Annotated in this window: 25 protein-coding genes; 17 read left to right on the forward strand and 8 right to left on the reverse strand. The window is 68.0% G+C overall.

Going from position 1 to position 24,949, the window contains the following annotated elements:
* Nucleotides 1-42 precede the first annotated feature (42 nt).
* Together BZG35_RS17615 and BZG35_RS08050 are read left to right on the forward strand one after the other, a co-directional pair.
* Nucleotides 43-261 carry a hypothetical protein gene (locus BZG35_RS17615; RefSeq protein ID WP_150125973.1) on the forward strand — a complete coding sequence of 73 codons (219 nt, stop codon included), beginning with the start codon at nt 43-45 and terminating at the stop codon, nt 259-261.
* Nucleotides 262-306: 45 nt separating this feature from the next.
* Nucleotides 307-1,923, forward strand: a complete 1,617-nt coding sequence (locus tag BZG35_RS08050) for an NAD(P)/FAD-dependent oxidoreductase (protein WP_077355167.1) — start codon at nt 307-309, stop codon at nt 1,921-1,923.
* Here BZG35_RS08050 and BZG35_RS08055 read toward each other — a convergent pair.
* Nucleotides 1,895-2,272 carry a response regulator gene (locus tag BZG35_RS08055; RefSeq protein WP_077357967.1) on the reverse strand — a complete coding sequence of 126 codons (378 nt, stop codon included), beginning with the start codon at nt 2,270-2,272 and terminating at the stop codon, nt 1,895-1,897. The genes BZG35_RS08050 and BZG35_RS08055 overlap by 29 nt on opposite strands.
* 182 nt (nt 2,273-2,454) lie before the next feature.
* Here BZG35_RS08055 and BZG35_RS08060 point away from each other — a divergent pair, with 182 nt between their 5' ends.
* Together BZG35_RS08060 and BZG35_RS08065 are read left to right on the forward strand one after the other, a co-directional pair.
* Entirely contained in the window at nt 2,455-3,969 is a 1,515-nt protein-coding gene (locus tag BZG35_RS08060; RefSeq protein WP_077355168.1) for a carboxylesterase/lipase family protein, read from the forward strand.
* A gap of 36 nt (nt 3,970-4,005) precedes the next feature.
* Nucleotides 4,006-4,443, forward strand: a complete 438-nt coding sequence (locus tag BZG35_RS08065; protein ID WP_077355169.1) for a hypothetical protein — start codon at nt 4,006-4,008, stop codon at nt 4,441-4,443.
* 4 nt (nt 4,444-4,447) lie between these two features.
* Here the strand turns inward: BZG35_RS08065 and cobS are convergent, their stop codons facing one another.
* From cobS to BZG35_RS08080, 3 genes are all read right to left on the reverse strand, one after another.
* A complete protein-coding gene (gene cobS / locus BZG35_RS08070; RefSeq protein WP_077355170.1) occupies nt 4,448-5,455 on the reverse strand; it encodes a cobaltochelatase subunit CobS in 1,008 nt (335 codons plus the stop codon).
* Between the two features lie 419 nt (nt 5,456-5,874).
* A complete protein-coding gene (locus BZG35_RS08075; RefSeq protein ID WP_077355171.1) occupies nt 5,875-6,303 on the reverse strand; it encodes an Ohr family peroxiredoxin in 429 nt (142 codons plus the stop codon).
* 57 nt (nt 6,304-6,360) lie between these two features.
* Nucleotides 6,361-7,029, reverse strand: a complete 669-nt coding sequence (locus BZG35_RS08080) for a J domain-containing protein (RefSeq protein WP_077355172.1) — start codon at nt 7,027-7,029, stop codon at nt 6,361-6,363.
* A gap of 45 nt (nt 7,030-7,074) precedes the next feature.
* Between BZG35_RS08080 and BZG35_RS08085 the strand changes: the two genes are divergently transcribed.
* The 4 genes from BZG35_RS08085 to BZG35_RS08100 all read left to right on the forward strand — a co-directional run bounded on the left by BZG35_RS08085 (nt 7,075) and on the right by BZG35_RS08100 (nt 11,638).
* Complete coding sequence (locus tag BZG35_RS08085) at nt 7,075-7,404, forward strand: BolA family transcriptional regulator (protein WP_077355173.1); 330 nt, start codon at nt 7,075-7,077, stop codon at nt 7,402-7,404.
* A 50-nt stretch (nt 7,405-7,454) separates the two neighbouring features.
* On the forward strand, nt 7,455-9,272 hold the full coding sequence (locus tag BZG35_RS08090; protein WP_077355174.1) for an ATP-binding protein: 1,818 nt from the start codon (nt 7,455-7,457) through the stop codon (nt 9,270-9,272).
* A gap of 94 nt (nt 9,273-9,366) precedes the next feature.
* Nucleotides 9,367-9,858: an RcnB family protein gene (locus BZG35_RS08095; protein ID WP_077355175.1), complete on the forward strand. Its 492-nt coding sequence runs from the start codon at nt 9,367-9,369 to the stop codon at nt 9,856-9,858.
* Nucleotides 9,859-9,946: 88 nt separating this feature from the next.
* Entirely contained in the window at nt 9,947-11,638 is a 1,692-nt protein-coding gene (locus tag BZG35_RS08100) for a cisplatin damage response ATP-dependent DNA ligase (RefSeq protein ID WP_077355176.1), read from the forward strand.
* Here BZG35_RS08100 and BZG35_RS08105 read toward each other — a convergent pair.
* Nucleotides 11,635-12,312 carry a hypothetical protein gene (locus BZG35_RS08105; RefSeq protein WP_253189314.1) on the reverse strand — a complete coding sequence of 226 codons (678 nt, stop codon included), beginning with the start codon at nt 12,310-12,312 and terminating at the stop codon, nt 11,635-11,637. The genes BZG35_RS08100 and BZG35_RS08105 overlap by 4 nt on opposite strands.
* A 55-nt stretch (nt 12,313-12,367) precedes the next feature.
* Here BZG35_RS08105 and BZG35_RS08110 point away from each other — a divergent pair, with 55 nt between their 5' ends.
* Together BZG35_RS08110 and BZG35_RS08115 are read left to right on the forward strand one after the other, a co-directional pair.
* Nucleotides 12,368-13,348, forward strand: a complete 981-nt coding sequence (locus BZG35_RS08110) for a mechanosensitive ion channel family protein (RefSeq protein WP_077355177.1) — start codon at nt 12,368-12,370, stop codon at nt 13,346-13,348.
* Between the two features lie 6 nt (nt 13,349-13,354).
* Nucleotides 13,355-14,371, forward strand: coding sequence for a low specificity L-threonine aldolase (locus tag BZG35_RS08115; RefSeq protein ID WP_077355178.1), 1,017 nt, complete (start codon nt 13,355-13,357; stop codon nt 14,369-14,371).
* Nucleotides 14,372-14,477: 106 nt separating this feature from the next.
* On the opposite strand, the gene BZG35_RS08120 is transcribed toward BZG35_RS08115, so the two are convergent.
* Genes BZG35_RS08120 through BZG35_RS08130 form a run of 3 tightly spaced genes read right to left on the reverse strand, consistent with a single transcriptional unit; the run spans nt 14,478 to nt 17,236 of the window.
* The gene (locus BZG35_RS08120) at nt 14,478-14,864 is read right to left on the reverse strand and encodes a type II toxin-antitoxin system VapC family toxin (protein WP_077355179.1); all 387 of its coding nucleotides are present in this window, start codon (nt 14,862-14,864) and stop codon (nt 14,478-14,480) included.
* Nucleotides 14,861-15,217, reverse strand: a complete 357-nt coding sequence (locus BZG35_RS08125; protein WP_077355180.1) for a type II toxin-antitoxin system Phd/YefM family antitoxin — start codon at nt 15,215-15,217, stop codon at nt 14,861-14,863. Before BZG35_RS08125 ends, BZG35_RS08120 begins: the two co-directional genes overlap by 4 nt.
* Before the next feature lie 36 nt (nt 15,218-15,253).
* Nucleotides 15,254-17,236: an acetyl/propionyl/methylcrotonyl-CoA carboxylase subunit alpha gene (locus BZG35_RS08130; protein WP_077355181.1), complete on the reverse strand. Its 1,983-nt coding sequence runs from the start codon at nt 17,234-17,236 to the stop codon at nt 15,254-15,256.
* Nucleotides 17,237-17,398: 162 nt separating this feature from the next.
* On the opposite strand from BZG35_RS08130, the gene BZG35_RS08135 reads away from it, so the two are divergent.
* The 7 genes from BZG35_RS08135 (at nt 17,399) to BZG35_RS08160 (ending at nt 24,859) form a co-directional block, all read left to right on the forward strand.
* Nucleotides 17,399-18,886: a hypothetical protein gene (locus BZG35_RS08135; protein ID WP_077355182.1), complete on the forward strand. Its 1,488-nt coding sequence runs from the start codon at nt 17,399-17,401 to the stop codon at nt 18,884-18,886.
* A gap of 118 nt (nt 18,887-19,004) precedes the next feature.
* Entirely contained in the window at nt 19,005-19,490 is a 486-nt protein-coding gene (msrB, locus tag BZG35_RS08140) for a peptide-methionine (R)-S-oxide reductase MsrB (protein WP_077355183.1), read from the forward strand.
* A 57-nt stretch (nt 19,491-19,547) separates the two neighbouring features.
* Entirely contained in the window at nt 19,548-20,132 is a 585-nt protein-coding gene (locus BZG35_RS17905) for a hypothetical protein (RefSeq protein ID WP_171981907.1), read from the forward strand.
* A 161-nt stretch (nt 20,133-20,293) separates the two neighbouring features.
* The gene (locus tag BZG35_RS08145) at nt 20,294-21,922 is read left to right on the forward strand and encodes a tyrosine-type recombinase/integrase (RefSeq protein ID WP_171981908.1); all 1,629 of its coding nucleotides are present in this window, start codon (nt 20,294-20,296) and stop codon (nt 21,920-21,922) included.
* 127 nt (nt 21,923-22,049) lie between these two features.
* Complete coding sequence (locus tag BZG35_RS08150; protein ID WP_077355185.1) at nt 22,050-22,268, forward strand: hypothetical protein; 219 nt, start codon at nt 22,050-22,052, stop codon at nt 22,266-22,268.
* A gap of 120 nt (nt 22,269-22,388) precedes the next feature.
* On the forward strand, nt 22,389-23,723 hold the full coding sequence (locus BZG35_RS08155; RefSeq protein WP_150125974.1) for a hypothetical protein: 1,335 nt from the start codon (nt 22,389-22,391) through the stop codon (nt 23,721-23,723).
* A 2-nt stretch (nt 23,724-23,725) separates the two neighbouring features.
* On the forward strand, nt 23,726-24,859 hold the full coding sequence (locus tag BZG35_RS08160; protein WP_150125975.1) for a hypothetical protein: 1,134 nt from the start codon (nt 23,726-23,728) through the stop codon (nt 24,857-24,859).
* Nucleotides 24,860-24,949 lie beyond the last annotated feature (90 nt).

Genomic DNA, 24,949 nt, shown 5'->3' on the forward strand with positions numbered 1-24,949 from the left:
CGGGGGCTTTCGCGGTTATCAACCCTAGGTTACAAGCGGGGCATGGCATGGACACAGGCATCGGAGCCGATCCGACGACAGGCGCGAGCGCCGGCCGATGGGCGTCCGCGGCGGCATCGGGACGAGCGCAAGCCCGCACCAGCCCCGGGCGCGCGATCAGGTGCTCGGGACATCGCCCTGCGCGGACTGGTCGTCGTCATCAGCCTGGGGCAGATCGTCATGCTGGTCTGGACCCTCACGGGACTGCCGCTGGGGCGCTGACGCAGCGATCGACGCGTCCCTGTCCAGCCGGGCGGGGAGGGCGGCTTGGCTGAGCGAGACACCGACGTCGCCATCCTGGGCGCCGGCCACAACGGTCTGGTCTGCGCCTTCTACCTGGCGCGCGCGGGGCTGAAGGTCACGGTGCTGGAACGGCGCGGCGTGGTCGGCGGCGCGGCCGTGACCGAGGAATTCCATCCCGGCTTTCGCAACTCGACCGCCAGCTACACCGTCAGCCTGCTGAACCCGCGCGTCATCGCCGACATGGCTCTCGCCCGCCATGGCCTGCGGATGGTGGAGAGGCGGATGTCCAACTTCCTGCCGCTGGAGGACGGACGCCATCTGGCGGCAGGGCAGGGGCGGACCCAGGCCGAGGTGGCGAAGTTCTCGCCCCGGGACGCCGAGCGCCTGCCCGCCTATGAGGCGCGCCTGGAGCGGGTGGCCGAGGTGCTGCGGGCCCTGGTGCTGCAGACGCCGCCGAACCTGACGGACGGCGGCTGGCTGGACGCCCTTCCGGAGATGCTGAAGGCCGCCGGCGTGGCGCGGCGGCTGGGCGGGCTGGACCTGACCGCGCGGCGCGACGTGCTGGACCTGTTCACCAAATCGGCCGGGGACTGGCTGGACGGGTGGTTCGAGAGCGAGCCCATCAAGGCTTTGTTCGGCTTCGACAGCGTCGTTGGAAACTACGCCAGCCCCTATACGCCCGGGTCGGCCTATGTGCTGCTGCACCACGTCTTCGGCGAAGTGAACGGGGTCAAGGGGGCCTGGGGCCATGCCCTCGGCGGCATGGGGGCGATCACCCAGGCCATGGCCGCCGCCTGCGCTGAACAGGGGGTCGACATCCACCTCGAGGCCCCGGTCGCCAGTGTCGTGACCGAGGGGGGCCGGGCGGTCGGGGCGGTGACGGAGGCCGGGGACGTCGTGCGCGCGCGGGCGGTGGTATCGAACCTGCATCCGCGTCTGCTGTTCGACCGCCTCGTCGATCCGGCCGTGGTGCCCTCCGATTTCCGCGAGCGCATCGCGGCCTATCGCTCCGGGTCGGGGACCTTCCGCATGAATGTGGCCCTGTCGGAACTGCCGCGCTTCACCGCTCGGCCCGAGCCGGGGGATCATCACACGGCGGGCGTCATCCTAGCCCCCAGCCTGGCCTATATGGACCGGGCCCATGCCGAGGCACGGCTGAACGGATGGTCGAGCCGACCCATCATCGAGATGCTGATCCCCTCGACCCTGGACGACAGCCTGGCCCCGGCCGGCGCCCATGTGGCCAGTCTGTTCTGCCAGCACGTGGCACCCGCGCTGTCCGACGGGCGCTCCTGGGACGATCACCGCGAGACGGTCGCGGACCTGATGATCGACACGGTGGACGCCTGGGCCCCGGGCTTCCGCGCCTCGGTCCTGGGCCGGATCGCTTTGACGCCGCTGGATCTGGAGCGCCGTTTCGGCCTGATCGGTGGCGATATCTTTCACGGGCGGCTGACGCTGGACCAGCTGTTCAGCGCCCGGCCCGTGCTGGGGCATGCCGATCATCGGATGCCGGTGCCGGGGCTGTATCTGTGTGGGTCAGGCGCGCATCCGGGCGGCGGCGTCACCGGCGCGCCCGGTCACAACGCCGCGCGCGAAGTCCTGAAGGATCTCAGACGGCGGCGACGCCCAGGGCCTTGAACAGGGCGTCGCGGACCGCGTCTTCGGTGAAGGGCTTCTGGATGGTGGGGTGGCCGCGCCAGTCCTCGGGCAGTCCGCCTTCGCCATAGCCGGTCGAGAACACGAAGGGGACGCCACGCGCCTTCAGAGCCGCAGCGACGGGAAACACTTCGCGTCCCGCGACATTGACGTCGAGCAGGGCACCGTCCAGCCGGCCGTCGTCGGACAGCATTTCCAGCGCCAAATCGATGTCGCCGACGGGCCCGACCGGACTGAAGCCCATGTCTTCGAGCATCGTCTCCAGCAGCATCGCCACCAGAGCCTCGTCCTCGACCACCAGAATGCGGCGACCGCGCACGCCATCAGACATGTAGTTCATACCCCGGTTCAGCGGACATAACTTTCCGCCACAAATCCAACGCTTCCTTAGCGGGCTATGCCGTCCGTGACCAGATCACCGCAAAGATTGCGCAGCCACGCCGGCCCAGGGCGTCGTTGAACCTTTGCAGTCAAACGATTCCCCTGGAGCCGATCAGGCTCTAGGGTCGCGCCATGCTTCTCGCCACCCTGATGTCCGCCCTGATGACGACCGCCGTGCCCGCCGCCCCCGACCCCGAGATCGTGCTCGACCAGGGCCGGATCCTGGGACGGGCGGAGGCCGGGATCGCCGCGTTCCAGAATTTGCCCTATGCCGCGCCGCCGGTGGGGCCGCTGCGCTGGCGGCCGCCCGAGCGGGCCCTGGGCTGGACCGATGTGCGGGACGCGACCCGCCCCGGGGCCATCTGCGTCCAGCCCCCGGCCAATGGCGATCCCGGGGTCGGCCCCCTGCCGATGAGCGAGGACTGTCTGACGCTGAACGTCTGGACCCCCCAGGCGGCGTCGGGGCCCTTGCCGGTGATGGTCTGGATCCATGGCGGGGCCTACAACAACGGGTCGGGCACGGCGGCGCTGTACGACGGGACCAGCCTGGCGCGGCGGGGTGTGGTGGTCGTCACGATCAATTACCGGCTGGGGCGGCTGGGCTTCTTCGACCACCCGGCCCTGGCCCTGAACCGCGCGCCGGAGGAGCCCGCGGGCAACTACGGGGTGATGGACCAGATCGCCGCCCTGGAGTGGGTGCGCGACAACATCGGCCGGTTCGGCGGCGATCCGGGCCAGGTGACGATCTTCGGCGAATCGGCCGGCGGGGTGGCGGTGACCCAGCTGATGGTCGCCCCGGCCGCGCGGGGCCTGTTCCACCGGGCCGTGGTCCAGTCCGGCCTGGGCCGCCAGCGTTCGGCATTGCTGGACCAGGATCGACCCGGGCGACCCTCGGCCCAGAGCCTGGGCGTCGCCTTCGCGCGCGGCGTCGGCCTGCCGGTGCCCGATGCCGAGGCCCTGAGGGCCTTGCCCGCCGAGGCCACCCTGTCGCCGGCGCCCGTGTTTTCGACCGACAATCTGGTCGTCGACGGCCGCGTGGTGCCCGAGGACGTGGTCGAGGCCTTCGCCGCCGGACGTCAGGCCCCGGTGCCGATGATCATCGGCACCAACAGCGCCGAATTCTGGTGGATCCGGCCGGGTAGCCCCGGCGTCTATGGCCAGACCGACGACGCCCTGACCGACGCCGAATACGAGGCCCTGGTGCAGGCCTATGGCGGGCAGGCGGGCTACGACGCCTCGGTGGTCAGCGACCTGATCTTCAACGAGCCGGCGCGGCATCTGGCCCGGCTGCACGCCACGGCCGGCAACCCGACCTGGATGTACCGGTTCGACGTGGTGGCCGAGGGCAATCCCGAGCCGAGCGGCGGGGCGACCCACGCCTCGGAGCGCCCCTATGTGTTCGACACCCTGCACACTCTCGGCCGTCCGGTGGGCGAGCGCGACGTCCGCGCCGCCGGGGCCATGGCCGACTACTGGACCGGCTTCGCCCGCAGCGCCGACCCCAATGCCGAAGGGCGGGTGGTTTGGCCCCGGGTCGAGGGGGACCAGCTGATGGAGTTCACCAATGACGGGCCTGTGGCTGGGCCAGTGCCGTACGGCGAGCGTCTGGACCTGATCGCGGCCTACTTCGCCCGGATCCGGCCTTAGGGTTTTCCGGCGGGGGCGGCGGGGGTAGAGCAGGGCATGACCCAGACCCCCCTCCGCCGCCTGATCGACCTGCCCGGCGTCGCCGACCTCGAGGCCAAGGCCCTGATGAAGCCCGGCCACGCCGACCCCGCACGCCGCGACGAGTTTCCCGAGGTGGACGCGGTTCTGACGGCGGTGTTCGGCCTGACCGCCGAGGCGGCCGAGGACGCGGCGCGGCCGGAGGATTGGGACAGCATAGAGCGCCTGTCGCCGCTGGACCAGGTCGAGGCCTTCGCCGCCGAGGGCTGGGAAGTCACCGATGCGAAGAAGAAGCCGCTGCGGATGCTGGCGGTGATGGCCGAGCCGCTGGCGTTGGCCATGCGGGGGGTGGCGGGGGGGCTGCCGGAGGCTCCGTTCGTGCCGGAGCCGAAGGAGGACACCGATCCTTGGGGCGCGGGGCTGGCGGCGGAGGCGGTGCGGTTTCGGAAGCGGTGAGCCGCTAACCCACCTTCACCCGCGTCGCCGCCTCGGGGAGGTCCTCGCCGAAGGCCCGCTGGTAGAACTCGGCGATCGTCGGGCGTTCCAGCTCGTCGCACTTGTTCAGGAAGGTCAGGCGGAACGACAGCCCGAGGTCGCCGCCGAAGATGGTGGCGTTCTGGGCCCAGGTGATCACCGTGCGGGGCGACATGACGGTGGAGATGTCGCCGTTCATGAAGGCGTTGCGGGTCATGTCGGCGACGCGGACCATGGCGGCGATGGCGCGGCGGCCGTCGGCCGTGGCCCATTCGGGGGCCTTGGCGGCGACGATCTCGGCCTCCACGTCGTGGTCGAGGTAGTTCAGCGTGGTGACGATGTTCCAGCGGTCCATCTGGCCCTGATTGATCTGCTGGGTGCCGTGGTACAGGCCCGAGGTGTCGCCCAGGCCGATCGTGTTAGTCGTGGCGAACAGACGGAAATACTTGTTGGGGCGGATGACGCGGTTCTGGTCCAGCAGGGTCAGGCGGCCCTGCGCCTCCAGCACGCGCTGGATCACGAACATCACGTCGGGGCGGCCGGCGTCATATTCGTCGAACACCAGGGCGATCGGGCGCTGAATGGCCCAGGGCAGCATGCCCTCGCGGAACTCTGTGATCTGCTTGCCGTCCTTCAGGACGATGGCGTCCTTGCCGACCAGGTCGATCCGGCTGACGTGGCTGTCCAGGTTCACGCGGACGAGGGGCCAGTTCAGCTTGGCCGCGACCTGTTCGATATGGGTCGACTTTCCGGTGCCGTGATAGCCCTGGACCATGACGCGACGGTCGTGGGCGAAGCCGGCGCAGATGGCCAGGGTGGTCTGGGGATCGAACCGGTAGGCCGGGTCCGCTTCGGGCACATGGCTGTCGACCGTGTCGAAAATCGGCACGGTAATGTCGGCGTCGATGCCGAAGGCTTCACGCACGGTGACCTTGCGGTGGGGTTCGAACGTCAGCAGGGGGTCGGGGGTCGCGTCGAGGAGGGAGAGGGCCATGGCCTACCCTTAGAAAACGCGGAAGGCCGGGTCCAGCGCCGCCGCCCACGAATCGCGGAGGCGGCGATTTGGCCGCGCGTGCCTCAGCTCGGATCAGCCGCCGGGCGCGAAATCGGCCTATGCCGCAGAGCCCGCAGCCCCCGGCTCAGCATGGCAAGATCCCGCCGTAAACCGCGTCCGCTCAAAGTTTGAAGGTCAAACGAATATTCGAAATCCGGAATAATAGAATGACGCCGAGTAGTATTTTCAGTTGAAGATTCGACGCGGTCCATATTGGTTAGCGCTCCCTGCGCCATGAACCAATATAGCGAAGCTGGACAATATTTGTTCCAGCTCTTTCAAAATAAGAAAACGTCGATCGCTGTCGCAATCGACGTTTCCTTATATTCGAAGCTTTTCGAGTCTATACTATCTGAGTTCTACTCAGCGCTGAGGGCGACATCGACATTGCCGCGCGTGGCATTGGAATAGGGGCAGACCTGGTGGGCCTTCTCGATCAGGGCGTCGATCGTGGCCTGGTCCAGTCCGTGGTCGGTGACCTTCAGGTCCACGGAGATGTTGAACCCCTCGCCGTGGTCGTTCTTGCCGAAGCCGATCCCGGAATGGACCTGGGTATCCGGGCCGACCGGCGTGCCGGCGTCCTTGGAGACCAGTCGCAGGGCGCCGAGATAGCAGGCGGCATAGCCCGCCGCGAACAGTTGTTCGGGATTGCTGCCCGGGCCGTCGTCTCCGCCCATGGCCTTGGGCACCGACAGGGAGACGTCGATCTTGCCGTCGTCGGTGCGCGACCGGCCACCGGCGCGACCGCCGCCGGAAGCGGTGGCGTGGGCTTTGTAGAGGACGTCCATGGGAAGGCTCCGTTCCGAAAGAGGGAGCGCTTCAGATAGGCACGGTCACGCTGACCGCTAGGCGATGCCGGCCTTCTTGAGAATCTTGTAGGCCTTGATCACGCGCACCAGCTTGGCCTCGGCCCCGCGGTCGCCCTGATTGTGGTCGGGGTGACAGCGTTTCAGCAGGTCGTGATAGGCGGCCTTGATCTTCTCCTTGGACGAGCCGGGCTCGAGGTCGAGGTCGGCGAAGGCCCCGCGCTCGATCTTGCCGACGCGGCGGTCCTCGGTCGGGGTCTGCTGGGCCTGGTCGCCCTTGCGGCCGAACAGGCCGAAACTGTCGCGCCAGCTGCCGGCCCCGGCCGTGTTGGCCGTGCCCATCTTGGCGGCGAAGGCGGCGGCCTCGCGCGAGTTCTTGCCGGCCTTCATCTCCCAGGTCGGGCGGCCGCCGGTCATAGCCTCGTTTTCCTTGGCCGCGCGGATCTGGGCCTCGTTCATGCCGGCGTAGAAATTCCAGCTCTTGTTGTACTCGCCCGCGTGCGGCTGACAGAAATCATAGAAGTCGTTCAACCGCTCGCGCGACTTGGGCGCGCGCGCGGTCGCGGGCTTGGTGCAGTCGGGCCAGTTGCACGGCTTCTCGCCAGGCTTCAGGTGCAGGACGTCGGCCTCCGCCTCGGCCTCTCCGGCCTTGGGGGGTTTGATCCGCATATCTTTGAAGCGGGGCTTGTACTCGAATGACGCTGGCATTGGTCACAGTGTAGGGTGGAATTGGTCACCATCAAGGAAGCGAATATGCCCGAAGGCCCGATCGCGACGATTATCCGCAGAAAACTGACGGATTCGCTCGATCCGACACATTTGGAGATCGAGGACGACAGCGCGCGGCACGCCGGACATCATCACGAGGGGGGGATGGACGCGCGGCCTGGCGGCGAAAGCCACTTCAATCTGCTGTTGGTCTCGAGCGCCTTCCTCGGCCAGGGCCGGGTGCAGCGGCAGAGGACGGTGAACAGTCTGTTGGCCGAACAGCTGGCCGGCCCGGTCCATGCCCTTTCGATCCGGGCCATGACGCCGGCAGAAGCCGAGGTTTCTGTAGGAAAACCAGTGTTCACGTCGTCTTAGAAGGTTCGCCGTAACGTCGTGGCGGGACTGTTCAGACGCTTGGGAAATGCATGGTTGGCTCTGAGGATATCAGCAAAAGCCTCGAGAGCGGCCGAAGCGATGCGGGCGAGGCGGCGCAGGCGCTGACCGCGATCCTGCAGACGCAATATCTTCGCTATCTGATCATCGCCAGCTGGGCCCTGGGGCTCTGGGGCACCGTCGGGTCGTTCGCGGCGATCGTCTGGTTCTGCGGCACGGTGGCGGCGGGCGCTCTGCGCGGGGCGTTCGAGCGTCGCATGGCCGGACGGGTCGACGCCGGATGGGGCCTGCTGTTTCCCGCGGTCGCCACCGTGACCACCGCGGCCTGGGCCTCGGCGCCGCTGATGGCCTGGTTCGCGGATGTCGCCTTTGGTCAACCCCTGGCCGTCGGCCTGCTGATCAGCGGCTATGTGCTGGTCTTCTCGCAGCTTCGAAGCTCGCCGAAACAGGCGATCGTGATTTCCTCCCCCTATTCGGTGGTCGCCCTGATCATCGCGGCCAGCCTCTGGGGCGGACCCGAGTTCATTTCCTTTCTCAGCCTGTTGCCGCTGACGTCCGCCGGCCTTTTCGTGCTCGTGACCATGACGATGCTGCGCGAGGAGCGGATCAAGGCGTTTCAGGAGCATCAGGCCCATCTGATCGAGGAACTGCAGACAGCCAGAGACAAGGCCGATGCCGCCAGCCAGGCCAAGTCCAATTTCCTGGGCATCATCTCGCACGAGCTCCGCACGCCCATGAACGGCGTGCTGGGGGCGGCCCAGCTTCTGAGCGCGACGCGGCTGGAGACGACCCAGCGCGAATATCTGTCGATCATCCGCAACTCCGGCGACAACCTGCTGCACCTGCTGAACGACATCCTGGACATGACCAAGATCGAGGCCGGCAAGATGACCTTCGAGGTCATCGACATCTGCATGGACGACCTGCATCGCCGCGTCACCGGACCGTTCATCGCCCAGGCCGAGGCCAAGGGACTGCAGTTCGACTGCGCGTTCGAGGGCGAGATGCCGGCCGTGGTGCGGGGCGATCCGCTGCGGATTTGCCAGGTCATTCAGAACCTGCTGTCCAATGCCGTCAAATTCACCGAGACGGGGGTGATCCGCTATGCCGTGCGGGCCCGCCGCATCAACGACCGTCGCGCGGCCTTCGAATTCTCCGTGACCGACAGCGGCTCGGGGATCGCGCCCCAGGATCTGGAGCGGCTGTTCCAGCCCTTCACCCAGGTCGACGCCTCCTCGACGCGCCGCTTCGGCGGGACCGGTCTGGGCCTGACCATCGCCCGGCGGATGGCCAACATCATGAAAGGCGACATCGCGGTCCAGTCGACGGTCGGCCAGGGGTCTTCCTTCACCCTGACGGTCGAGGCCGAGGTGGTCGAATGGCAGGCGGTGGCGCAGGCCGAGGCCGTCGACGCAGAAGTGGGGCAGGGCGAGAGCCTATCGGTGCTGGTCGTGGAGGATCATCCGGTCAACCGCATGATCCTGGAGGCCTGGCTGGGCTCGGCCGGCCACGTCGCGGCCTCCGCGGAAGACGGTCGAATCGCGGTCGATATGGCGGGACATCAAGCCTTCGACCTGATCATCATGGACGTGAACATGCCGGTGATGGACGGGCTGACCGCTACGCGTCTGATCCGGTCGAGCGGGGCCAATACGGAAACGCCGATCGCCGTGCTGTCGGCCTCGGCGCGTCACGAGGACCATGAAGCGGGGCTGGAGGCGGGGGCGGACGCCTATCTGAACAAGCCCATCGATTTCGCCGCCCTGGCGCAGTTGATGCAGAGGGTTCGTGGCGGGCGGGCCGGCCTGCAGGCGGCCGCGGAAAGTGTTCAGACGGCGGCGGCGGCCTGAACCGGGGCTGACGGCCGGCGTTCAGAAGCCGCTCAGCGGCGGACTCCTAGTGTGAGGGCAAGTCGGATCGTCCGACGCATCAGGAGACACCGCCGTGAAGAAGTTCACCACCGCCGCTCTCGCCGCCCTCATCGCCGCAGGCTCCATGGGTGTCGCATCGGCCGCCGACGCCCAGTCGCGCTACGAGCGCAACGACCGCCAGGAACAGCGTGACGATCGGCGCGACGACCGCCAGGACAACCGCCAAGATCGCCACGAGTACCGTCAGGACAATCGCGAGGATCGTCGGGAATACCGTCAGGACAACCGTCAGCAGGCGCGGGCTTATGACCGTTGGCAACAGGCTCAGCGTCGCTACAGCGCGCCCCGCTATGCCCCGCCGCGCGGTTACCAGGTTCGCAGCTGGTCCTACGGCCAGCGCCTGCCCAGCTACTACTCGCGGGGCTATGTCGTGAACGACTACAACCGCTACGGCCTTCGCGCCCCGCCGCGCGGCTACCAGTATGTCCGCAGCGGCAACGACGTGGTCCTGGCCGCCGTCGCCGGGGGCCTGATCACCGCCGTGATCGCCGGCCTGTTCGACTAAGGCTCGCGCGTTCGACAAGACTTCGCCCCGGGGGGAGACCTCCGGGGTGTTTTCGCGTTTGGAGTGACCCGTGCCTAGATGAGGGTCGATGCGCGCCTTTGCCGAACTGCTGGATCGCCTGTCGCTGACGGGCTCGAGGAATGCCAAGCTGGTGCTTCTGCGCGACTATCTGCGCGCCACGCCCGACCCGGACCGCGGTTGGGCCCTGGCGGCCCTGACGGGCGAGCTCAGCTTCAATGCGGCCAAGCCGGCCATGATCCGCCGCGCGGTCGAGGCGCGGGTCGATCCGGTGCTGTTCCGCTGGTCGTACGACTATGTCGGCGATCTGGCCGAGACGGTCGCCCTGATCTGGCCGGCGGACCCCGACCATCGCCCCAACCGCGAGCCGGAGCTGGGGGAGATCGTCGACGCCTTGATGGGCGCCAAACGCGGGGAGGTTCAGGGTCTGCTCGAAGGCTGGCTGGACGCCCTGGCGCCAAAAGGCCGGTGGGCCCTGTTGAAGCTGGTGACCGGGGCGCTGCGCGTCGGCCTGTCGGCCCGGCTGGCGAAGACGGCGACGGCCATGGTGCGCCCTGAGTCCATATCGCAGCCGCCCGATCCGGAGGGGGACGAGACTGTGATCGGGCTGGACCCGGTGGACGTGTCCGAGATCGAGGAGGTCTGGCACGGGCTGGAAGCCCCCTATGGGGATCTGTTCGCCTGGCTGGAAGGGCGGGCCGAACGGCCCAGCCCCGACGCCCCCGGCCGTTTCCGGCCCGTCATGCTGGCCGTCGCCATCGATGAAGCGGTGGACTTCGCAAAGCTGAGGCCGGCCGACTATGCCGCCGAATGGAAATGGGACGGCATCCGGGTCCAGGCGGTCCGCGAGGCGGGAGTGACACGCCTGTATTCCCGCACGGGTGACGAAATCTCGGCCACCTTTCCCGACGTGATGGAGGCCCTGGCGTTCGAGGGGGCGATCGATGGCGAACTGCTGGTCTGGCGCGACGGCGCGGTGGCCCCGTTCGGCGATCTGCAGCAGCGGCTGAACCGCAAGGCCGTCGACGCCAAGACCATGGCCGCCTATCCGGCCGCCATCGTGGCCTATGACGCCCTGGCGCTGGACGGCGAGGACCTGCGCGGTCTGCCGCTGCGCGAACGGCGCGCGCGGCTTGAGGCCATGGTGGCGGCCCATGCGGGCGAGCGGCTGCATCTGTCGCCGCTGGTCGCCTACGACAGCTGGGAGGCCCTGGGCGTGCTGCGCGCCGACCCTCCGGTTGGCGCGGCGGCCGAAGGGCTGATGTTGAAGCGCTGGGACAGCGTCTATGTCGCCGGCCGCCCCAAGGGGCCCTGGTTCAAGTGGAAACGCGATCCGCATTCCATCGACTGCGTGCTGATGTACGCCCAGCGCGGCCATGGGAAACGCTCCAGCTTCTATTCCGACTTCACCTTCGGCGTCTGGACCGCGGACGGCGCGCTGACGCCGGTCGGCAAGGCCTATTTCGGCTTCACCGATGAGGAGTTGAAACAGCTCGACAAGTTCGTGCGCGACCACACCATCGACCGGTTCGGTCCTGTGCGCTCGGTCAAGGCCGGGCGGGATTTCGGTCTGGTGCTGGAGATCGCCTTCGAAGGCCTGAACCGGTCGCCCCGGCACAAGTCCGGCGTGGCCATGCGCTTCCCCCGCATCGGCCGCATCCGCTGGGACAAGCCCGCGCGCGAGGCGGCGACCATCGCCGAGGTCATGGACCTGCTCGACGCCATCGAAGGCGGCGGCGGTCGGATCGGCAAGAGCGGCTAGGCGGCCTTGCGTCGTGTCCGCCAGGCGCGATCCAGCTGGTCCGAGATCCCGCAGAGCTGCAGGAAGGTGATCACTGAAACGGACTGCGGCGCACCTAGGCTGCGTATAAGAGCGTGACCGGCCGGAGCCGGTGCCGTCGCCTCGATCATGAGCGGTACCAGGGTCCAGCGGGTCGGGAAGGGCTGGACATCAACGGCTGGTTCCGCCCGCAGATGCGGGCAATGCGCGAGCGAGAGGTCCGAGCACCGGCGATGCAGGGGGGCGATCGCGCCGGCGTCGATCAGGACCTGGGCGTCGTCGATCCCGGGCGACAGGTCCAGGCCCCGGCCCGACGCCCGCAGCCGCCCGGCCGGAACGCGTCGGGCGACCTGGGTTACCCGGTCGTCTTCGGCGGTCGCTTCACCGCACATCGGACACAGCATCCGCGCCACGCTCAAGCGCTGGCGTAGCAAATGATTCTTCGAATACTCCGGCCGGCCATAGCCCGCCTGTTCGCCCTGGCTCAGGGCTAGTCGTCCGCCTACGGACGGACAGCGTCGTACGCCGAGGATCGCTTCCGCGGTCCAGCTGGTGACCCAGGGAACATCGACGCCGACGATCAGGGAAGATTTCTTCAGCGCACCACTCCAGAAGCGATCCTTGGTCTGAACCCGTATCGTCCCGCCGTCGAGCACCAGTTTTTCCCGCCCGGCGGGTTCCAATCCGGACGTTAGGCGTTAGACCGCACCGATGCTTTCGACGACCGATCCCCTGACGTCCCTCATCGCCGCCACAGAACAGGTCAGCGCCGTGGACGTGGCCATGGTGGCCAAGCTGACCCAGATCGCGGGCGACTTCGCCGTCAATCTTGCGGTGGCCCTTATCATTCTCGCCGCGACGATCTTCGCCGCGCGGTGGGCGTCCTCGGCGACGCGCAAGGGCCTGGGGCGGGTGCGAGGCTTCCGCCACGACCCGACCGTGCTCAGCTTTGCCGTCCAGGTGGTGCGGGTCATCGTCTTCCTGATCGGTTTTATCGCCGTGCTGCAGCGGCTGGGCGTGCAGACCACCTCGATCATCGCCGTGCTGGGCGCGGCGTCCCTGGCCGTGGGCCTGGCCCTGCAGGGGACCCTGTCCAATGTTGCGGCGGGGGTGATGCTGCTGGTGCTGCGGCCCTATCGCGTCGGCGATCTGGTCAATATCGGTGGCAATATCGGCAAGGTGCAGCGGCTGGACCTGTTCTTCACCCAGATCGCCGACGCCAACAACGTGAAGATCATGGCCCCGAACGGGAAGGTCTTCGGCGATATGATCCTGAACCTCTCGGGCCAGAAAACCCGGCGAATGGAGCTCAAGATCGGGGTCGGCTATCGCGAGAACCTGAACGCGGCGAAACAGGCCCTCACCGGCGCCGCCGCGGCGCATGAGAAGGTCCTGCCGGATCCTGCGCCATGGTGTGGCGTCACCAACCTGCTGGACAGTTCCGTCGAGATGACCCTGGCCGCCTGGTGCAAGTCCGAGGACTACTGGCAGACTCGCGCCGACGTCTTTCAGGCGGCCAAGGAGGCGCTGGACGACGCCGGGATCGAGATCCCGTTCCCGCACCAGGTCGCCGTCCCCTATGGCGACGAGGACCTGCCCGAGACGCTCGTCCTGAGCGGTCTGCGGGCTTCCACCAATCCCCGCAGCGCCGGCTTCGATCCCGGCCGCGACAGCGACCAGAACGAGGCCTGACCGGCGATGCGTTACGACTTCGGCTCCGACAACACCGCGGGCATGGCCCCGGCCGCCCTGCGGGCCCTGATCGAGGCCAACGCCGGCTATGCGCGCGCCTATGGGGCGGACGACACTACGGCTCGGGCGGCGGACCAGATCCGGCAGCGTCTGGATGCCGATGCGGAGATCCGGTTCGTGTTCTCGGGCACGGCGGCCAACGCCATCGCCCTGTCGATGCTGGCCTGGCCTCACGAGGCCGTGCTGGCGCACCATTCGGCCCACGTCTGCACCGACGAGACGGGGGCCCCGGGGTTCTTCGGCCAGGGCGTGGGCCTGATCGGCCTGCCGGGCCTGTCGGGCAAGATCGACGTCCGGGCGCTGGAAGCCGCGCTGGAGGAACCCGAGGTCGGCCATCGCCAGCCCGCCGCCGCGCTGAGCCTGACCCAGTCGACCGAATACGGCACGGTCTATACCGAGGAGGAGCTGCGCCACCTGATCGAGCCGGTGAAGGCCAGGGGCTACGGCGTGCACCTGGACGGGGCCCGCTTGGCCAATGCCGCGGCGGCCGGGTTCGACCTGACCCAGATCCCCCGGCTGGGCGTCGACGTGCTAGTATTCGGCGGGGCCAAGGCCGGTGGTCTGTGCACCGAGGCCATCGTGATGTTCGACCGGACGCTGGCCCGTCGGGTCGACAACCGGCTGAAGCAGACGGGGCAGACCGCGTCCAAGGGACGGTTCCTGGCGGCTCCGCTGCTGGGGATGCTCGAGAGCGACGCCTGGGAGGACGGAGCGGCCCACGCCAATCTGATGGCCCAGAGGCTGGCGGCCGGCATCGCCACCCGCTCGCCCTTCACCCTGGCCCATCCGGTCGAGGCCAATGCGGTCTTCGTGCGCATGCCGGTCGAGGCGCACGCCGCCCTGAATGCGGCGGGCTGGGCCTGTTACCGGTTCGACGACGGCTCGGTGCGGTTCGTCTGCTCCTGGGCCACGACGGACGAGGCCGTGGACGAGGTGCTCGAGGCGATCGCCGATCTGGGCTAGGCGAGCTCGACCCGCACATCGTCGGCCGCGAAGGGGTCGCGAGCCTGCCAAGAACCTTTATCACCCCGTCGCGCTCGCCCTTGGGGTGGGCAGGGGTCTGGATAGGTCAGACGCGGCGGATGTCGCCGGGGTAGCCGTCCAGCAGGCGGTCGCTGGTCAGCAGAACGAGACCTTCGTTGCGCGCCTGGGCGACGAGCATGCGGTCGAACGGGTCGCCGTGGAGGCGGGGGAGGTCGAGCACCGTCAGCGCATGGCGGGCGGTGACCTGTACCTCCCGAAACCCGGCGGCGAGCAGGCCGGGACGGAGGACGCGGGGATCGGCGTGGAAGTCGGGACGGCCGAGGCCGAATTTGATGGCGGTCTCCCAGATGCTGGCCACGCTGAAGTGCAGATCGTTGTCGGGATCCTCGATCAGGTCGGCCGCCCTGCGGCTAAGGCGTGGAGACAGGTCAGAGGCCCAGATAAGCAGCTGGGTGTCGAGCAGCAGTCTCACGGGTCGCCGTTGAACAGGCGCTCGATGTCCTCGCGACCCATTTCGTTGAAGTCATCGGGGATGCCCATTTGGCCTTTCAGAAAGCCGAGGCGGTGGGTGGCGCGAGGCTTCGGCTGATCCTCGATCTCCCGGTGCCCGGTGGCCCTGGCGTCGAAATCGGCGGCGATGTCATACTCGCCTTCCGAGAAACCGATGGCGCGCCTTGCGGGCATCGCCGTGGTCTCCGGCTCCGGTGGAACCAGTCTGGCAACCGGCTTTCCGGCGCGGGCGATGATGATCGTCTCACCCTTCTCCACGCGCTCAACGAGCCCGGAGAAATGGGTCTTGGCGGCGTGGATGTTGATGGTATCCATACCGCGAAAATAGCGGACTAACCCCGGTTAGTCCACTCAGCCGAACTCCACCAGCACGTCATCGGCGGCCACCGGGTCGCCGGCCTTCGCCCCCACCGCCTTGACCACCCCATCACGCTCGGCCTTGAGGATGTTCTGCATCTTCATGGCCTCGATGACGGCGACGGTCTCGCCGGCCTTGACCTCCTGACCGACCGTCACCGCGATGGAGACGACCAGGCCCGGCATGGGGGACTGGATCAGCTTCGAGGTATCGGCGGCCTGTTTAACGGGCAGGCGGGCGAACAGTTCGGCCATCCGGGGAGTAAGGACGCGCACGCGGGCCTTGGTCGCGCCGGTGCGAATCTGGAAGCCGTCGGCGATGCGGGCGACCTCGGCGGTGTAGGGTACATCGTCGAGGACGGCGCGGAACTGGGGCAGGCCCGGACGCCAGTCGATCTCGCCCAGCTGCAAAGCGCGGTCCTCGCCGGCGAGGTCCAGGGTCAGGGTCTCGTCCTCGTCATAGCCCAGCGACACGCCGTGGGCGTCGCGGTCGACCAGCACGATCCAGTCGGTGCGGTCGGATGGATCGCCGGACTGTTCGGTCAGGATCTCGTTCATGGCGGCGGCGGTGGCGATCAGGATGTCCAGCCGGCGCCGGTCCGGGGCCGCACCCTGGAAGCCGTCCGGGAACTCGTCCTTGATGTAGCTGGTGGAGAGCTGACCGGAGCGGAAGCGGTCCTGATCCATCACGGCGGCGAGGAAGGGCACGTTGTGGCCGACGCCCTGCAGATGGGTGTCCTCCAGCGCCCGGGCCATACCGTCGATGGCGGCGAGGCGGGTGGGGGCCCAGGTGTTCAGCTTGGCGATCATGGGGTCGTAGAACATCGAGATCTCGTCGCCCTCGCGGACGCCTGAGTCGTTCCGGACCGTGTAGCCGTCCTGTTCGCCCTCTTCCGGCTGGTCGTAGCGGACGAGGCGGCCGATGGACGGCAGGAAGCCGCGATAGGGATCTTCGGCATAGATCCGGCTCTCGATGGCCCAGCCGTCGATCTTCAGATCATCCTGACCGAAGGCCATGCGTTCGCCGGCGGCGGAGCGGATCATCTGTTCGACCAGATCGACGCCGGTGATCAGTTCCGTCACCGGATGTTCGACCTGGAGCCGGGTGTTCATCTCCAGGAAGAAGAAGCTGCGGTCCTGGCCGGCGACGAACTCGACCGTGCCGGCCGAGTCGTAGTTCACGGCGAGGGCGAGGGCGACGGCCTGTTCGGACATGGCCTTGCGGGTGGCGTCATCCAGCAGGGGGGAGGGGGCCTCCTCGATGACCTTCTGGTTGCGGCGCTGGATCGAGCATTCGCGGTCGAACAGGCTGACGATAGTGCCGTGCTTGTCGCCCAGCACCTGGATCTCGATGTGCCGTGGGTCGATGATGAATTTCTCGAGGAAGACGCGGTCGTCGCCGAAGGCCGTCTGCGCCTCGGCCTTCACGGCCGAGAAACCCTCGGCCATGTCGGCGTCGGAGTGGGCGACGCGGATGCCCTTGCCGCCGCCGCCGGCCGAGGCCTTGATCATGACCGGATAGCCGATCTCATTGGCGATCTGCAGCGCGTGGGCGTTCGATTCAATCAGGCCCATGTAGCCAGGGACGGTCGAGACCCCGGCCTGGGCCGCGAACTTCTTGGACGTGATCTTGTCGCCCATGGCCTCGATGGCGTGGGGATTGGGGCCGATGAAGGCGATACCCTCGGCCTCCAGCCGGCGCGCGAAGACGGGGTTTTCCGACAGGAAGCCGAAGCCGGGGTGCACCGCCTCGGCCCCCGAGAATCGCACCGCCTCGACGATCTTGTCCTGGACCAGATAGCTCTCGGCGGCGGGGGAGGGGCCGATGTGGATGGCCTCGTCGGCCATCTCGACCGCCATGGAGCCGGCGTCGGCGTCGGAATGGACCACCACGGTGGCGATGCCCATGCGGCGGGCGGTCTTGATGATCCGGACGGCGATCTCGCCCCGGTTCGCGATCAGGATCTTGGAGAACATGATGCGGTTCGTAGGCGGGGCCGGGGGGCGTGTAAACGGGCGGCGCATGGCGCGCGTCGGGGGCGAAGCGACACACGATCATCGTTCCGGCTTGGCAAGGCCGGGCCTAATCGGCTTTAACCTCTCTCGATCCTTCGCATTCCCCGGCCCTGGAGTTCGCCCATGACCCGTTTCCTGACCGCCGCCTCGGCGGCTGCCCTCGTTCTCGTCGCGGGGGCGGCGTCCGCACAGGACTTCCGCCAGCTGGCCCAGACCGATCTCCAGGCGGCGCACGCTGCCCTGCGCGACAACCACCCCGCCGCCGTGGTTCCCGGTCCGGCCGGTGACACGTTCCGCGCCTGGATCGACGCCGGTCTGGCCGAGTCCACCGGCCGCCTGGGTCAGGTCAACTCGGGCGACAGCCATGCCTATCTCATGCGCTACTACGCCGCCGGCTTCCGCGACTCGAACATCGCCATCACCCCGTCGTTCGAGGGCATGGGCCCGTATTTCGGCACCAGCTGGCCCGGCATCGCCACCGGCTGGCGCAACGGCCGCTATGAGGTCACCTATGTGAAATCCGGCGTCCGCAACGCGCCGCGGGTCGGCGATATCGTCGTCAGCTGCAACCTGACCCCGATCGAAGAATACGCGCGCGGCAAGCTCGACAAATGGGAGGGCAACCTCGAAACCGAGGCCGGCCGCGTCACGTCGGCCCCCTATCTGCTGTGGAACCGCAACAACCCGTTCGCCGCCGGCGTGCCCTCGACCTGCGAATTCCAGCGCGGCGAGCGCGGCCGTCCGCGGGAAACGGAACTCCGCCCGGTGCCGCTGGTCGCCGGCGACCTCGAGACCGCCTACCGCGCCACCAACTACATGCCGTCCGCGACCCCGCTGAGCGTCGAGACGGTCAACGGCCGTCCCTGGGTCAATGTCCACTCCTTCGCCGACAGCGCCGGCTGGGACGCCTTCAACGCCCAGGTCGAAGGCCAAGCGGCGGCCCTGCGCGGGCCCCAGGGCTTCGTGCTGGATCTGCGCGCCGCCGCCGGGTCCTCGGACTACACCTCGACCGCGCGCGGCTATGGCCTGGCCAACCGTATCTGGACGCCGGAGTTCACCGTCAGCCGCCAGCCGGCGGCGGGCGAGATCACCTATCGCGCCACGCAGGGAAACCGCGACTGGTATGCGGCGACCCTGGGCCGGATGCAGGCCGACCCGCGCTTCGTGCAGGAATCCGCCCCGGTGATCGAACAGACCATCGCGATCGTCGCCGCCTTCGACGCCGCCATCGCCGCCGGCCAACCGACCTTCACCCTGCCGGGTCGCGAGGCCCAGGCCGATACCGGGGCCGCCAACCCGGTTCAGGGCCCGGTGGTGGTGCTGGTGGACGCCGGCTGCTCGGGGGGCTGTCTGGACACGCTGGACCTGCTGACCCGCCTGCCCAACGTGCGCATCGCCGGCTCGACCACGGCGACCGACTCGATCTTCATCGAGCCCACCACGCAACGTCTGCCGTCCAACTATTCGGACCTGAGCTATGGCCACAAGGCCTGGACCAGCCGTCAGCGCGGCAACAACCAGCCCTTCACCCCGGCCCAGGGCCTGGTCTACGCCGGCAACCCCGCCGACGAGACCGCCGTGCGGACCTGGGTGGGCACGCTGTTCCAGTAAGCTTAGGGCGCTAACGCCGCGACGCGGTCGCTCGCTGCTTGAGCGCTGCGGCCGAGATCGACTGAAAGTTGGGCCGGGCGGGGTGGAACCCTCGTCCGGCCCTTCCTATTCTATCGTCATGACAGACATCGACACGACCCTCCGCTCCGCCTCGGGTTTCGACCTCACGCCGCCCAGCGAAGGCCAGCGCGTGGCCCTGGAGGCCGACCTCAATGCCGAGGAAAAGCGGGTCCTGCTCAGCCACGGCACCGAGGCGCCGTTCTGTGGGGTTCTGCTGGGCGAAAAGCGTCCCGGCGTGTTCTGCTGCCGCGAATGCGGCCTGCCCCTGTTCCGCGCCGCCACCAAGTTCGAGAGCGGCACCGGCTGGCCCAGTTTCACCGAGCCGGTGGATGAGGCCCACGTCACCGCCATCGTCGACCGGTCCTATGGCATGACCCGGACCGAGACGACCTGCGCCCGCTGCGGCAGCCATCAGGGCCACGTCTTCCCCGACGGTCCGCCCCCGACGGGCCTGCGCTACTGCATCAACTCCGTTGCCCTTCAGTTCGTGCCAGAGGGCCAGCGCCTGCCGGATCCCCTGGGTCGCGGCGACGGCATCGCCTGATCATCACCCTTCCGCCGCATTCCGGGTTAGGATGAAGATCGAAGTGGAGTTCCCGCGATGCTGATCCTTCTCGTCCTGGCAGGCCTATCCCTCGCCTCCGACCCGGACGGCGTGGTCTCGACCGCGCCGCGAGGGGCCGATGCGGTGGTCGTCGGCGCGGTGGCCCCGGTCGCGGATTCCGTTCCGGACGCCACCGTGATCGCCCCCACGCCCCAGTCCCTGACCACGGCCCAGCAGATCGACCGCTGGATCTCGACCCGCACGGCGTCCGACGCGCCGTTCGCCCAGGACAGCGGGCCCGTCGACGACCGGCAGATGCACGGTTTCGTCAGCGGCGCCATCGGCACGGGCGACTTCAGCGCGGTCGCCACGGGCGTGTCGCTGCCGATCGGCGACAGCGGCCGGCTGGACCTGACCTATTCGCAGAGCCAGAACGGCTACGGCTACGGCTATCCGGGATGGGGATATGGCGACTTCGGCTATGCCGGGTCCGATTTCGGATACGCGCCTCGGTCTTTGGGCCGCGGCCGAGGTGGGTATGGGCGCGACCGTCCGAGAGGCGACAGCGACGTCCGACAGTCTTTCGGCCTGTCCTATCAGTCCTCGTCCAACGACGACCGCCCAAGCGACGATCGCCGCTGATTCGTTCTGTTCGCCGAACGCAAAAGGCCCGGTCGCGAGACCGGGCCTTTGTCGTTCAGATGGTGCCGCCGGGGGGAATCGAACCCACGACCTCAGCCTTACCAAACTACCTTAGGTTGTATCCGTACATTCGCTGGACTGCGAAATATCACTACGTATCATTGACTTACGCCGAAGCCTTCGCGACGTTGCAACCCGTGAGTTTCGTCCCCGCGCTTACTATGTGCTTACTAGAGCGTGAGGGGGCGGGATCGAGCGACGGAGCGAGCGAGGCGTCCAAGATGGCGAACGGGCGGGTCAGATTGACGAAGCGGACGGTCGACGCCGCGCGGCCGAAAGCGAAGGACCAGTTCCTCTGGGACAGCGAGGTCGTTGGCCTGGGCCTTAAGATCAGCGCCGGGGGCCTGAAAAGTTATGTGCTGCAGTACCGCTTCGAGGGACGGGCTCGACGCTACTCTATCGGGACGCACGGCTCGCCCTGGACCGTAGATATGGCGCGCGATCGCGCCCGGGCGCTCCAGGGGCGGCTGGTCGACAGCGTCGATCCACAGACCGAGAAGGCGGGCCGGCGCGAGGACGTGACCGTCGCCGATCTGTGCGACCTCTATCTGACCGAGGGCATGGCGACGCGGAAAGAGAGCTCCATCGCCTCGGCGCGCTCCGACATCACCAACCACATCAAACCCCTGATCGGCACGCTCAAGGCCCGGTCCGTGACATCTCAAGACGTCGATCGGCTGCTGCTGGACATTGCCGCGGGCAAGACGGCGAGGCTTGCCAAAACGGCCAAGAAGCGGGGCGTGTCGCGCGTGCGGGGCGGGAAGGGGGCCGCGAACGCTTCGGTGACCATTCTCAGCGCCGCTTTCAACTTCGCTATCCGCCGTCAGATCCGCGTCGACAATCCGGCGCTGCGCGTGCGACGCTTTCCAGAGAAGAAGCTTGAGCGGTTCCTGTCGCCAGCCGAGCTGGCCCGGCTGGGGGAAGCCCTAGCGGCCGCCGAGGCGATCGGCGTCGAGAGCCCCTATGCCCTTGCCGCCGTCCGGTTGCTCATCCTCACCGGCTGTCGCCGGACCGAGATCCTGTCGCTGCAGCGCGCATGGATCGATCACCATCACCGGTGTCTGCGTCTGCCGGACAGCAAGACCGGAGCCAAGATCGTCCACCTGGGCGACGCCGCCCTTCAGGTGATCGACGCCGTGCCCGAGGTGGCCGGCAACCCCCATCTGCTGCCGGGTCGCAACGGCGTCGGTCACCTCGCCGACATCCAGTCCAGCTGGGAGCGGATCCGTAGCGCGGCCGGTCTGTCCGATGTGCGGCTGCATGACTTGCGCCATTCCTTCGCCAGCATGGGAGCCCTGACCGGCGACAGTCTGCTGGTCATCGGGGCCCTTCTCGGGCACCGCAGCGCCAAGACGACCCAGCGTTACGCGCACCTGTCCGACCATCCTCTGAAGGATGCTGCCGAGCGCATCTCGGCGGAAATGGCGCGGCTTATGGGTCAGGCACTTGTGCCTCGAGCCCAGACGCGTCTCGAGGCCACCACCGCGCCAGCGCCTCCAGGGGCACAGGGGTTGTTGGGCACGGCCGCCCAGCTGCGCTGGTTGGACGTCAAGGCGGCGGCGGGGCATCTGGGTCTGGCTGTCTCCACGCTCCACACCTACCGTTGGGCGGGGACCGGACCGGCTTGCCGCAAGATCGGACAGAAGATCGTCTACGCCTTGCCAGACCTCGACGCCTGGGCCCAGGCCCGGCGGGCCGTCACGACCTCCACGTTGCGGTTCGCCGCCTGAGCGGGGTCTCGCCGGCTTAGGCGATGGAGCCATAACCCGCCTCGACGCAGGCGTGCCTGCCCGAAAATGACCGCGACCCCGGCATAGGCTCGGTCGGTGCTCCGATCACCCTGATGGCTCGTTCGTTATGCCGACCCCGCCGCCCGCCGTGCTGCGCGTCTATCTTGTCAAGGGCGACGGCCCCGGTGCGCGCTGGATCGAGATCGGCGTGGCTCGCCCGCACAAGGACGGCGAGGGTTACGCGCTAGACCTGGACGCTCTGCCATTGGAGGGTCGGATCGTCCTGCGCCGCAAGGCGCGACGGCAAACTCGAAGCCGGGACGATCCCGCAGGCGACGACCGCTAGAGCCCCTGCGCCGTCTGCCTCGGTGCCAGCCGTTCGTTTTTCCAGCGGACGCGGCAACCGTGGCGCGTTATGCTCTTATGACGGGTGTCGGTGAGTCGATGGCGCGTCGTGGAGGTCACCATGCAGGCCATCCTTTTCGTCCCCGGCATCATGGGGTCGCGGCTCAGCCTCAGAGGCCAGGAGGTCTGGCCGCCGACACCCGTCGAGGCGGTGCGGGGCTATCGCCGGATCGTGGCCTTGGCGGATCCGGCCGTCCGGCCCACAGCGGTGATCGACCGGGTCGCGTGCCTGCCAGTTTATGGGCCAATCCTCGATGATCTGCGCGACATCGCCTCGGGAACCGCGGGTGTGCCCAAGGCGTCATTCATCGCCTTTCCTTACGACTGGCGGCGCGATCTGCGCGAAGCCGCCGAAAGCCTGGCCACCCTCGTCGAGGAGGTGATGGAAGAGGGCTCGGACGAGATCGTCCTCGTGGCCCATTCCATGGGGGGGCTGGTCGCCCGCTGGTTCTTGGAAAGCGGCGGCTTTGAGGACCGGCCCGGCTGGCGCGCGGTGACCCGACTGATCGCCCTTGCCGTGCCCCATGCCGGTGCCCCCGTTGCCGTCTCCCGGGCCCTGGGTTTGGAATCGACCGCCGGCCTCTCGGGCCCAGACACGGCGCGCCTTGCGGCGGACGCGCGCTATCCATCGCTCTATCAACTGTTTCCGGACCGTGATGTGGTCGCCGCCCTCGCCTGGCAGGGCAGCGTGTCCCAGATCACGGACCTCTACGACCCCGCGACGGCGCGCGCCCTCGGCTTGTCGCTGGACAATCTGCAAGCGGCGCAGGATTTCCGCGCCGGGCTCGGCCCGTCCCGTCGTCCGGGTCATGTGCAATACGACGGGGTCGTCGCCACCGGACATCGGACGTGCACCCGGGTTGAGCTTCGCGGGGGCCGCCCCGATCTGGCCGTCCGCGACGTCGACGCCGGCGACGGAGCCGTGCCGATTTGGAGCGCGGCCTTGCTTACAGCGCCGCATGCCTTCACGCCGGGCGAGCACAACAAGGTGCTGCGCGAGCGCGACTTCCGCGATCATCTGTATCGATTGTTCGGCGCAACCCCGCGCGTCGCCCCGTTCAGCGCCAGCGATGGTCGTGCTGCCCTGTCGATATCGCTGGACCGACTGGTCTATGCGGCGGGAGAGCCGATGGATCTGGTGCTGATCGCGCCTATGCCCGCCGCCCGTCTCGAGGTTCGGATCACTCTGGATCTCATCGACGAGGAGGGCCGGGCGGTGCAGACCCAGCCCGATCTCGGCGCGGTGGCTTGGTCGGGTGCGGCCGTCGGCCAGCTGCGGCTGACGGTCAACGCCCCGGACGCCCCGGGCCGCTACCGTCTGGGCATCGACGGCCCAACCCACACCACGCTGACGGACAACGACGTCGCCCCGTTCCTCGTGTCCGAAGGAGTTTGATCATGGCTCGACCGCCGCGCGCGCGATTGGAACAGGAGGCCCAGGCCCTCCGAGCATGGGCCGAGGCGCGCCAGCTGTTCCATGCCATCGGCGGGTCCAGCGGACGGCTCACGCCGGCCGGTCGGGGCGGCGGGGCGGAGATGTTCTCGGCCGCCGCAGCCGAGGCCTTGACCCGCAAGCCGATCACCGCCGTGGGGTTCAACCCCAATCGGGGCGACAAGGGCACAGTCATCGTCTACACGGCCCGCCCGCTCAACGCCGGCGAGCGGTCCGAACTGATCGAAAGCTATGACCGACAGGCCGAGATCGAGTTCAAGACGGCCCGCCCGCTCGTCGTCGATCCCGGGGCGGCCAGTCTCGCGGCACCGATCAACCTGGCACGACAATGGAGCCGCTATACCTGTGGGTCTTCGGTCAGCCTCGGCAATGTTCGCGACGCGGGGACACTCGGCTGTCTGGTCCGCGACCGCGAGGGGGCGATCTATGGCCTATCCGCCAACCATGTGACCGGCGGCTGTTCCAATGCCCGGCAGGGCCACCCGATCGTGGCCCCGGGGATCAAGGACGTAGGGGCGGGACAGCCCGATCCGCGCACCATCGGCTATCACGATCGCGCAGGTCCGTTCGTGGCGGGTGACCCCGCCACCGTGCCGCCCCACCTCAACACGGACGCCGCGATCTTCAAACTGATCAAACCGGACGAAATCTCCTCCTGGCAGGGCGATTTCTACGACACACCGGCCGAGGTCGGCGATCCGATCGAAGACGCCGAGATCGAAAAGGTCGGTCGCAGCACGCGCCGCACCAAGGGCGTGATCGAGAGCGAGCTCGCGGGCTCCCATCCCGTCAGCTACAAGACCACGGTGTGGATCTCGGCCGAAGAGCCGATCGAGTTCCGAGCGACGGTCTATTTCAAGCCGGTTTTCGTCCTGCGCGGCGTGCGGCGCGCCTTTGCCGCTCCCGGCGATTCCGGGGCCCTGGTCACCCAGCTGGGCGAAGGCAACCGTCGGACGGCTGTGGGCATTCTGTTCGCAGGCCGGGAATCGGATGTGAGCTATATGCTGCCGTTAAGACCTTTACTGGATCATCTGGAATTAACGCTGGTTTCAGGCCATATTCCGCCTGCAGGTGCATGATGACCGTTCAATCCGCCCAGAAGATTGCCACGACCGAAGACCGCAAGGCCCTCCTGGCGCAACTTGGCGTTCCAGACGGGCAGGCCACGG

The organism is Brevundimonas sp. LM2, from assembly GCF_002002865.1.
GTDB lineage: Bacteria > Pseudomonadota > Alphaproteobacteria > Caulobacterales > Caulobacteraceae > Brevundimonas.

Coding starts and splice junctions, on each gene's coding strand:
- BZG35_RS17615 (WP_150125973.1), top strand. CDS start 43: ATGGCATGGACACAGGCATCGGAGCCGATCCGACGACAGGCGCGAGCG.
- BZG35_RS08055 (WP_077357967.1), bottom strand. CDS start 2,272: ATGTCTGATGGCGTGCGCGGTCGCCGCATTCTGGTGGTCGAGGACGAG.
- BZG35_RS08060 (WP_077355168.1), top strand. CDS start 2,455: ATGCTTCTCGCCACCCTGATGTCCGCCCTGATGACGACCGCCGTGCCC.
- BZG35_RS08065 (WP_077355169.1), top strand. CDS start 4,006: ATGACCCAGACCCCCCTCCGCCGCCTGATCGACCTGCCCGGCGTCGCC.
- cobS (WP_077355170.1), bottom strand. CDS start 5,455: ATGGCCCTCTCCCTCCTCGACGCGACCCCCGACCCCCTGCTGACGTTC.
- BZG35_RS08075 (WP_077355171.1), bottom strand. CDS start 6,303: ATGGACGTCCTCTACAAAGCCCACGCCACCGCTTCCGGCGGCGGTCGC.
- BZG35_RS08080 (WP_077355172.1), bottom strand. CDS start 7,029: ATGCCAGCGTCATTCGAGTACAAGCCCCGCTTCAAAGATATGCGGATC.
- BZG35_RS08085 (WP_077355173.1), top strand. CDS start 7,075: ATGCCCGAAGGCCCGATCGCGACGATTATCCGCAGAAAACTGACGGAT.
- BZG35_RS08090 (WP_077355174.1), top strand. CDS start 7,455: ATGGTTGGCTCTGAGGATATCAGCAAAAGCCTCGAGAGCGGCCGAAGC.
- BZG35_RS08100 (WP_077355176.1), top strand. CDS start 9,947: ATGCGCGCCTTTGCCGAACTGCTGGATCGCCTGTCGCTGACGGGCTCG.
- BZG35_RS08110 (WP_077355177.1), top strand. CDS start 12,368: ATGCTTTCGACGACCGATCCCCTGACGTCCCTCATCGCCGCCACAGAA.
- BZG35_RS08115 (WP_077355178.1), top strand. CDS start 13,355: ATGCGTTACGACTTCGGCTCCGACAACACCGCGGGCATGGCCCCGGCC.
- BZG35_RS08125 (WP_077355180.1), bottom strand. CDS start 15,217: ATGGATACCATCAACATCCACGCCGCCAAGACCCATTTCTCCGGGCTC.
- BZG35_RS08130 (WP_077355181.1), bottom strand. CDS start 17,236: ATGTTCTCCAAGATCCTGATCGCGAACCGGGGCGAGATCGCCGTCCGG.
- BZG35_RS08135 (WP_077355182.1), top strand. CDS start 17,399: ATGACCCGTTTCCTGACCGCCGCCTCGGCGGCTGCCCTCGTTCTCGTC.
- msrB (WP_077355183.1), top strand. CDS start 19,005: ATGACAGACATCGACACGACCCTCCGCTCCGCCTCGGGTTTCGACCTC.
- BZG35_RS17905 (WP_171981907.1), top strand. CDS start 19,548: ATGCTGATCCTTCTCGTCCTGGCAGGCCTATCCCTCGCCTCCGACCCG.
- BZG35_RS08150 (WP_077355185.1), top strand. CDS start 22,050: ATGCCGACCCCGCCGCCCGCCGTGCTGCGCGTCTATCTTGTCAAGGGC.
- BZG35_RS08155 (WP_150125974.1), top strand. CDS start 22,389: ATGCAGGCCATCCTTTTCGTCCCCGGCATCATGGGGTCGCGGCTCAGC.
- BZG35_RS08160 (WP_150125975.1), top strand. CDS start 23,726: ATGGCTCGACCGCCGCGCGCGCGATTGGAACAGGAGGCCCAGGCCCTC.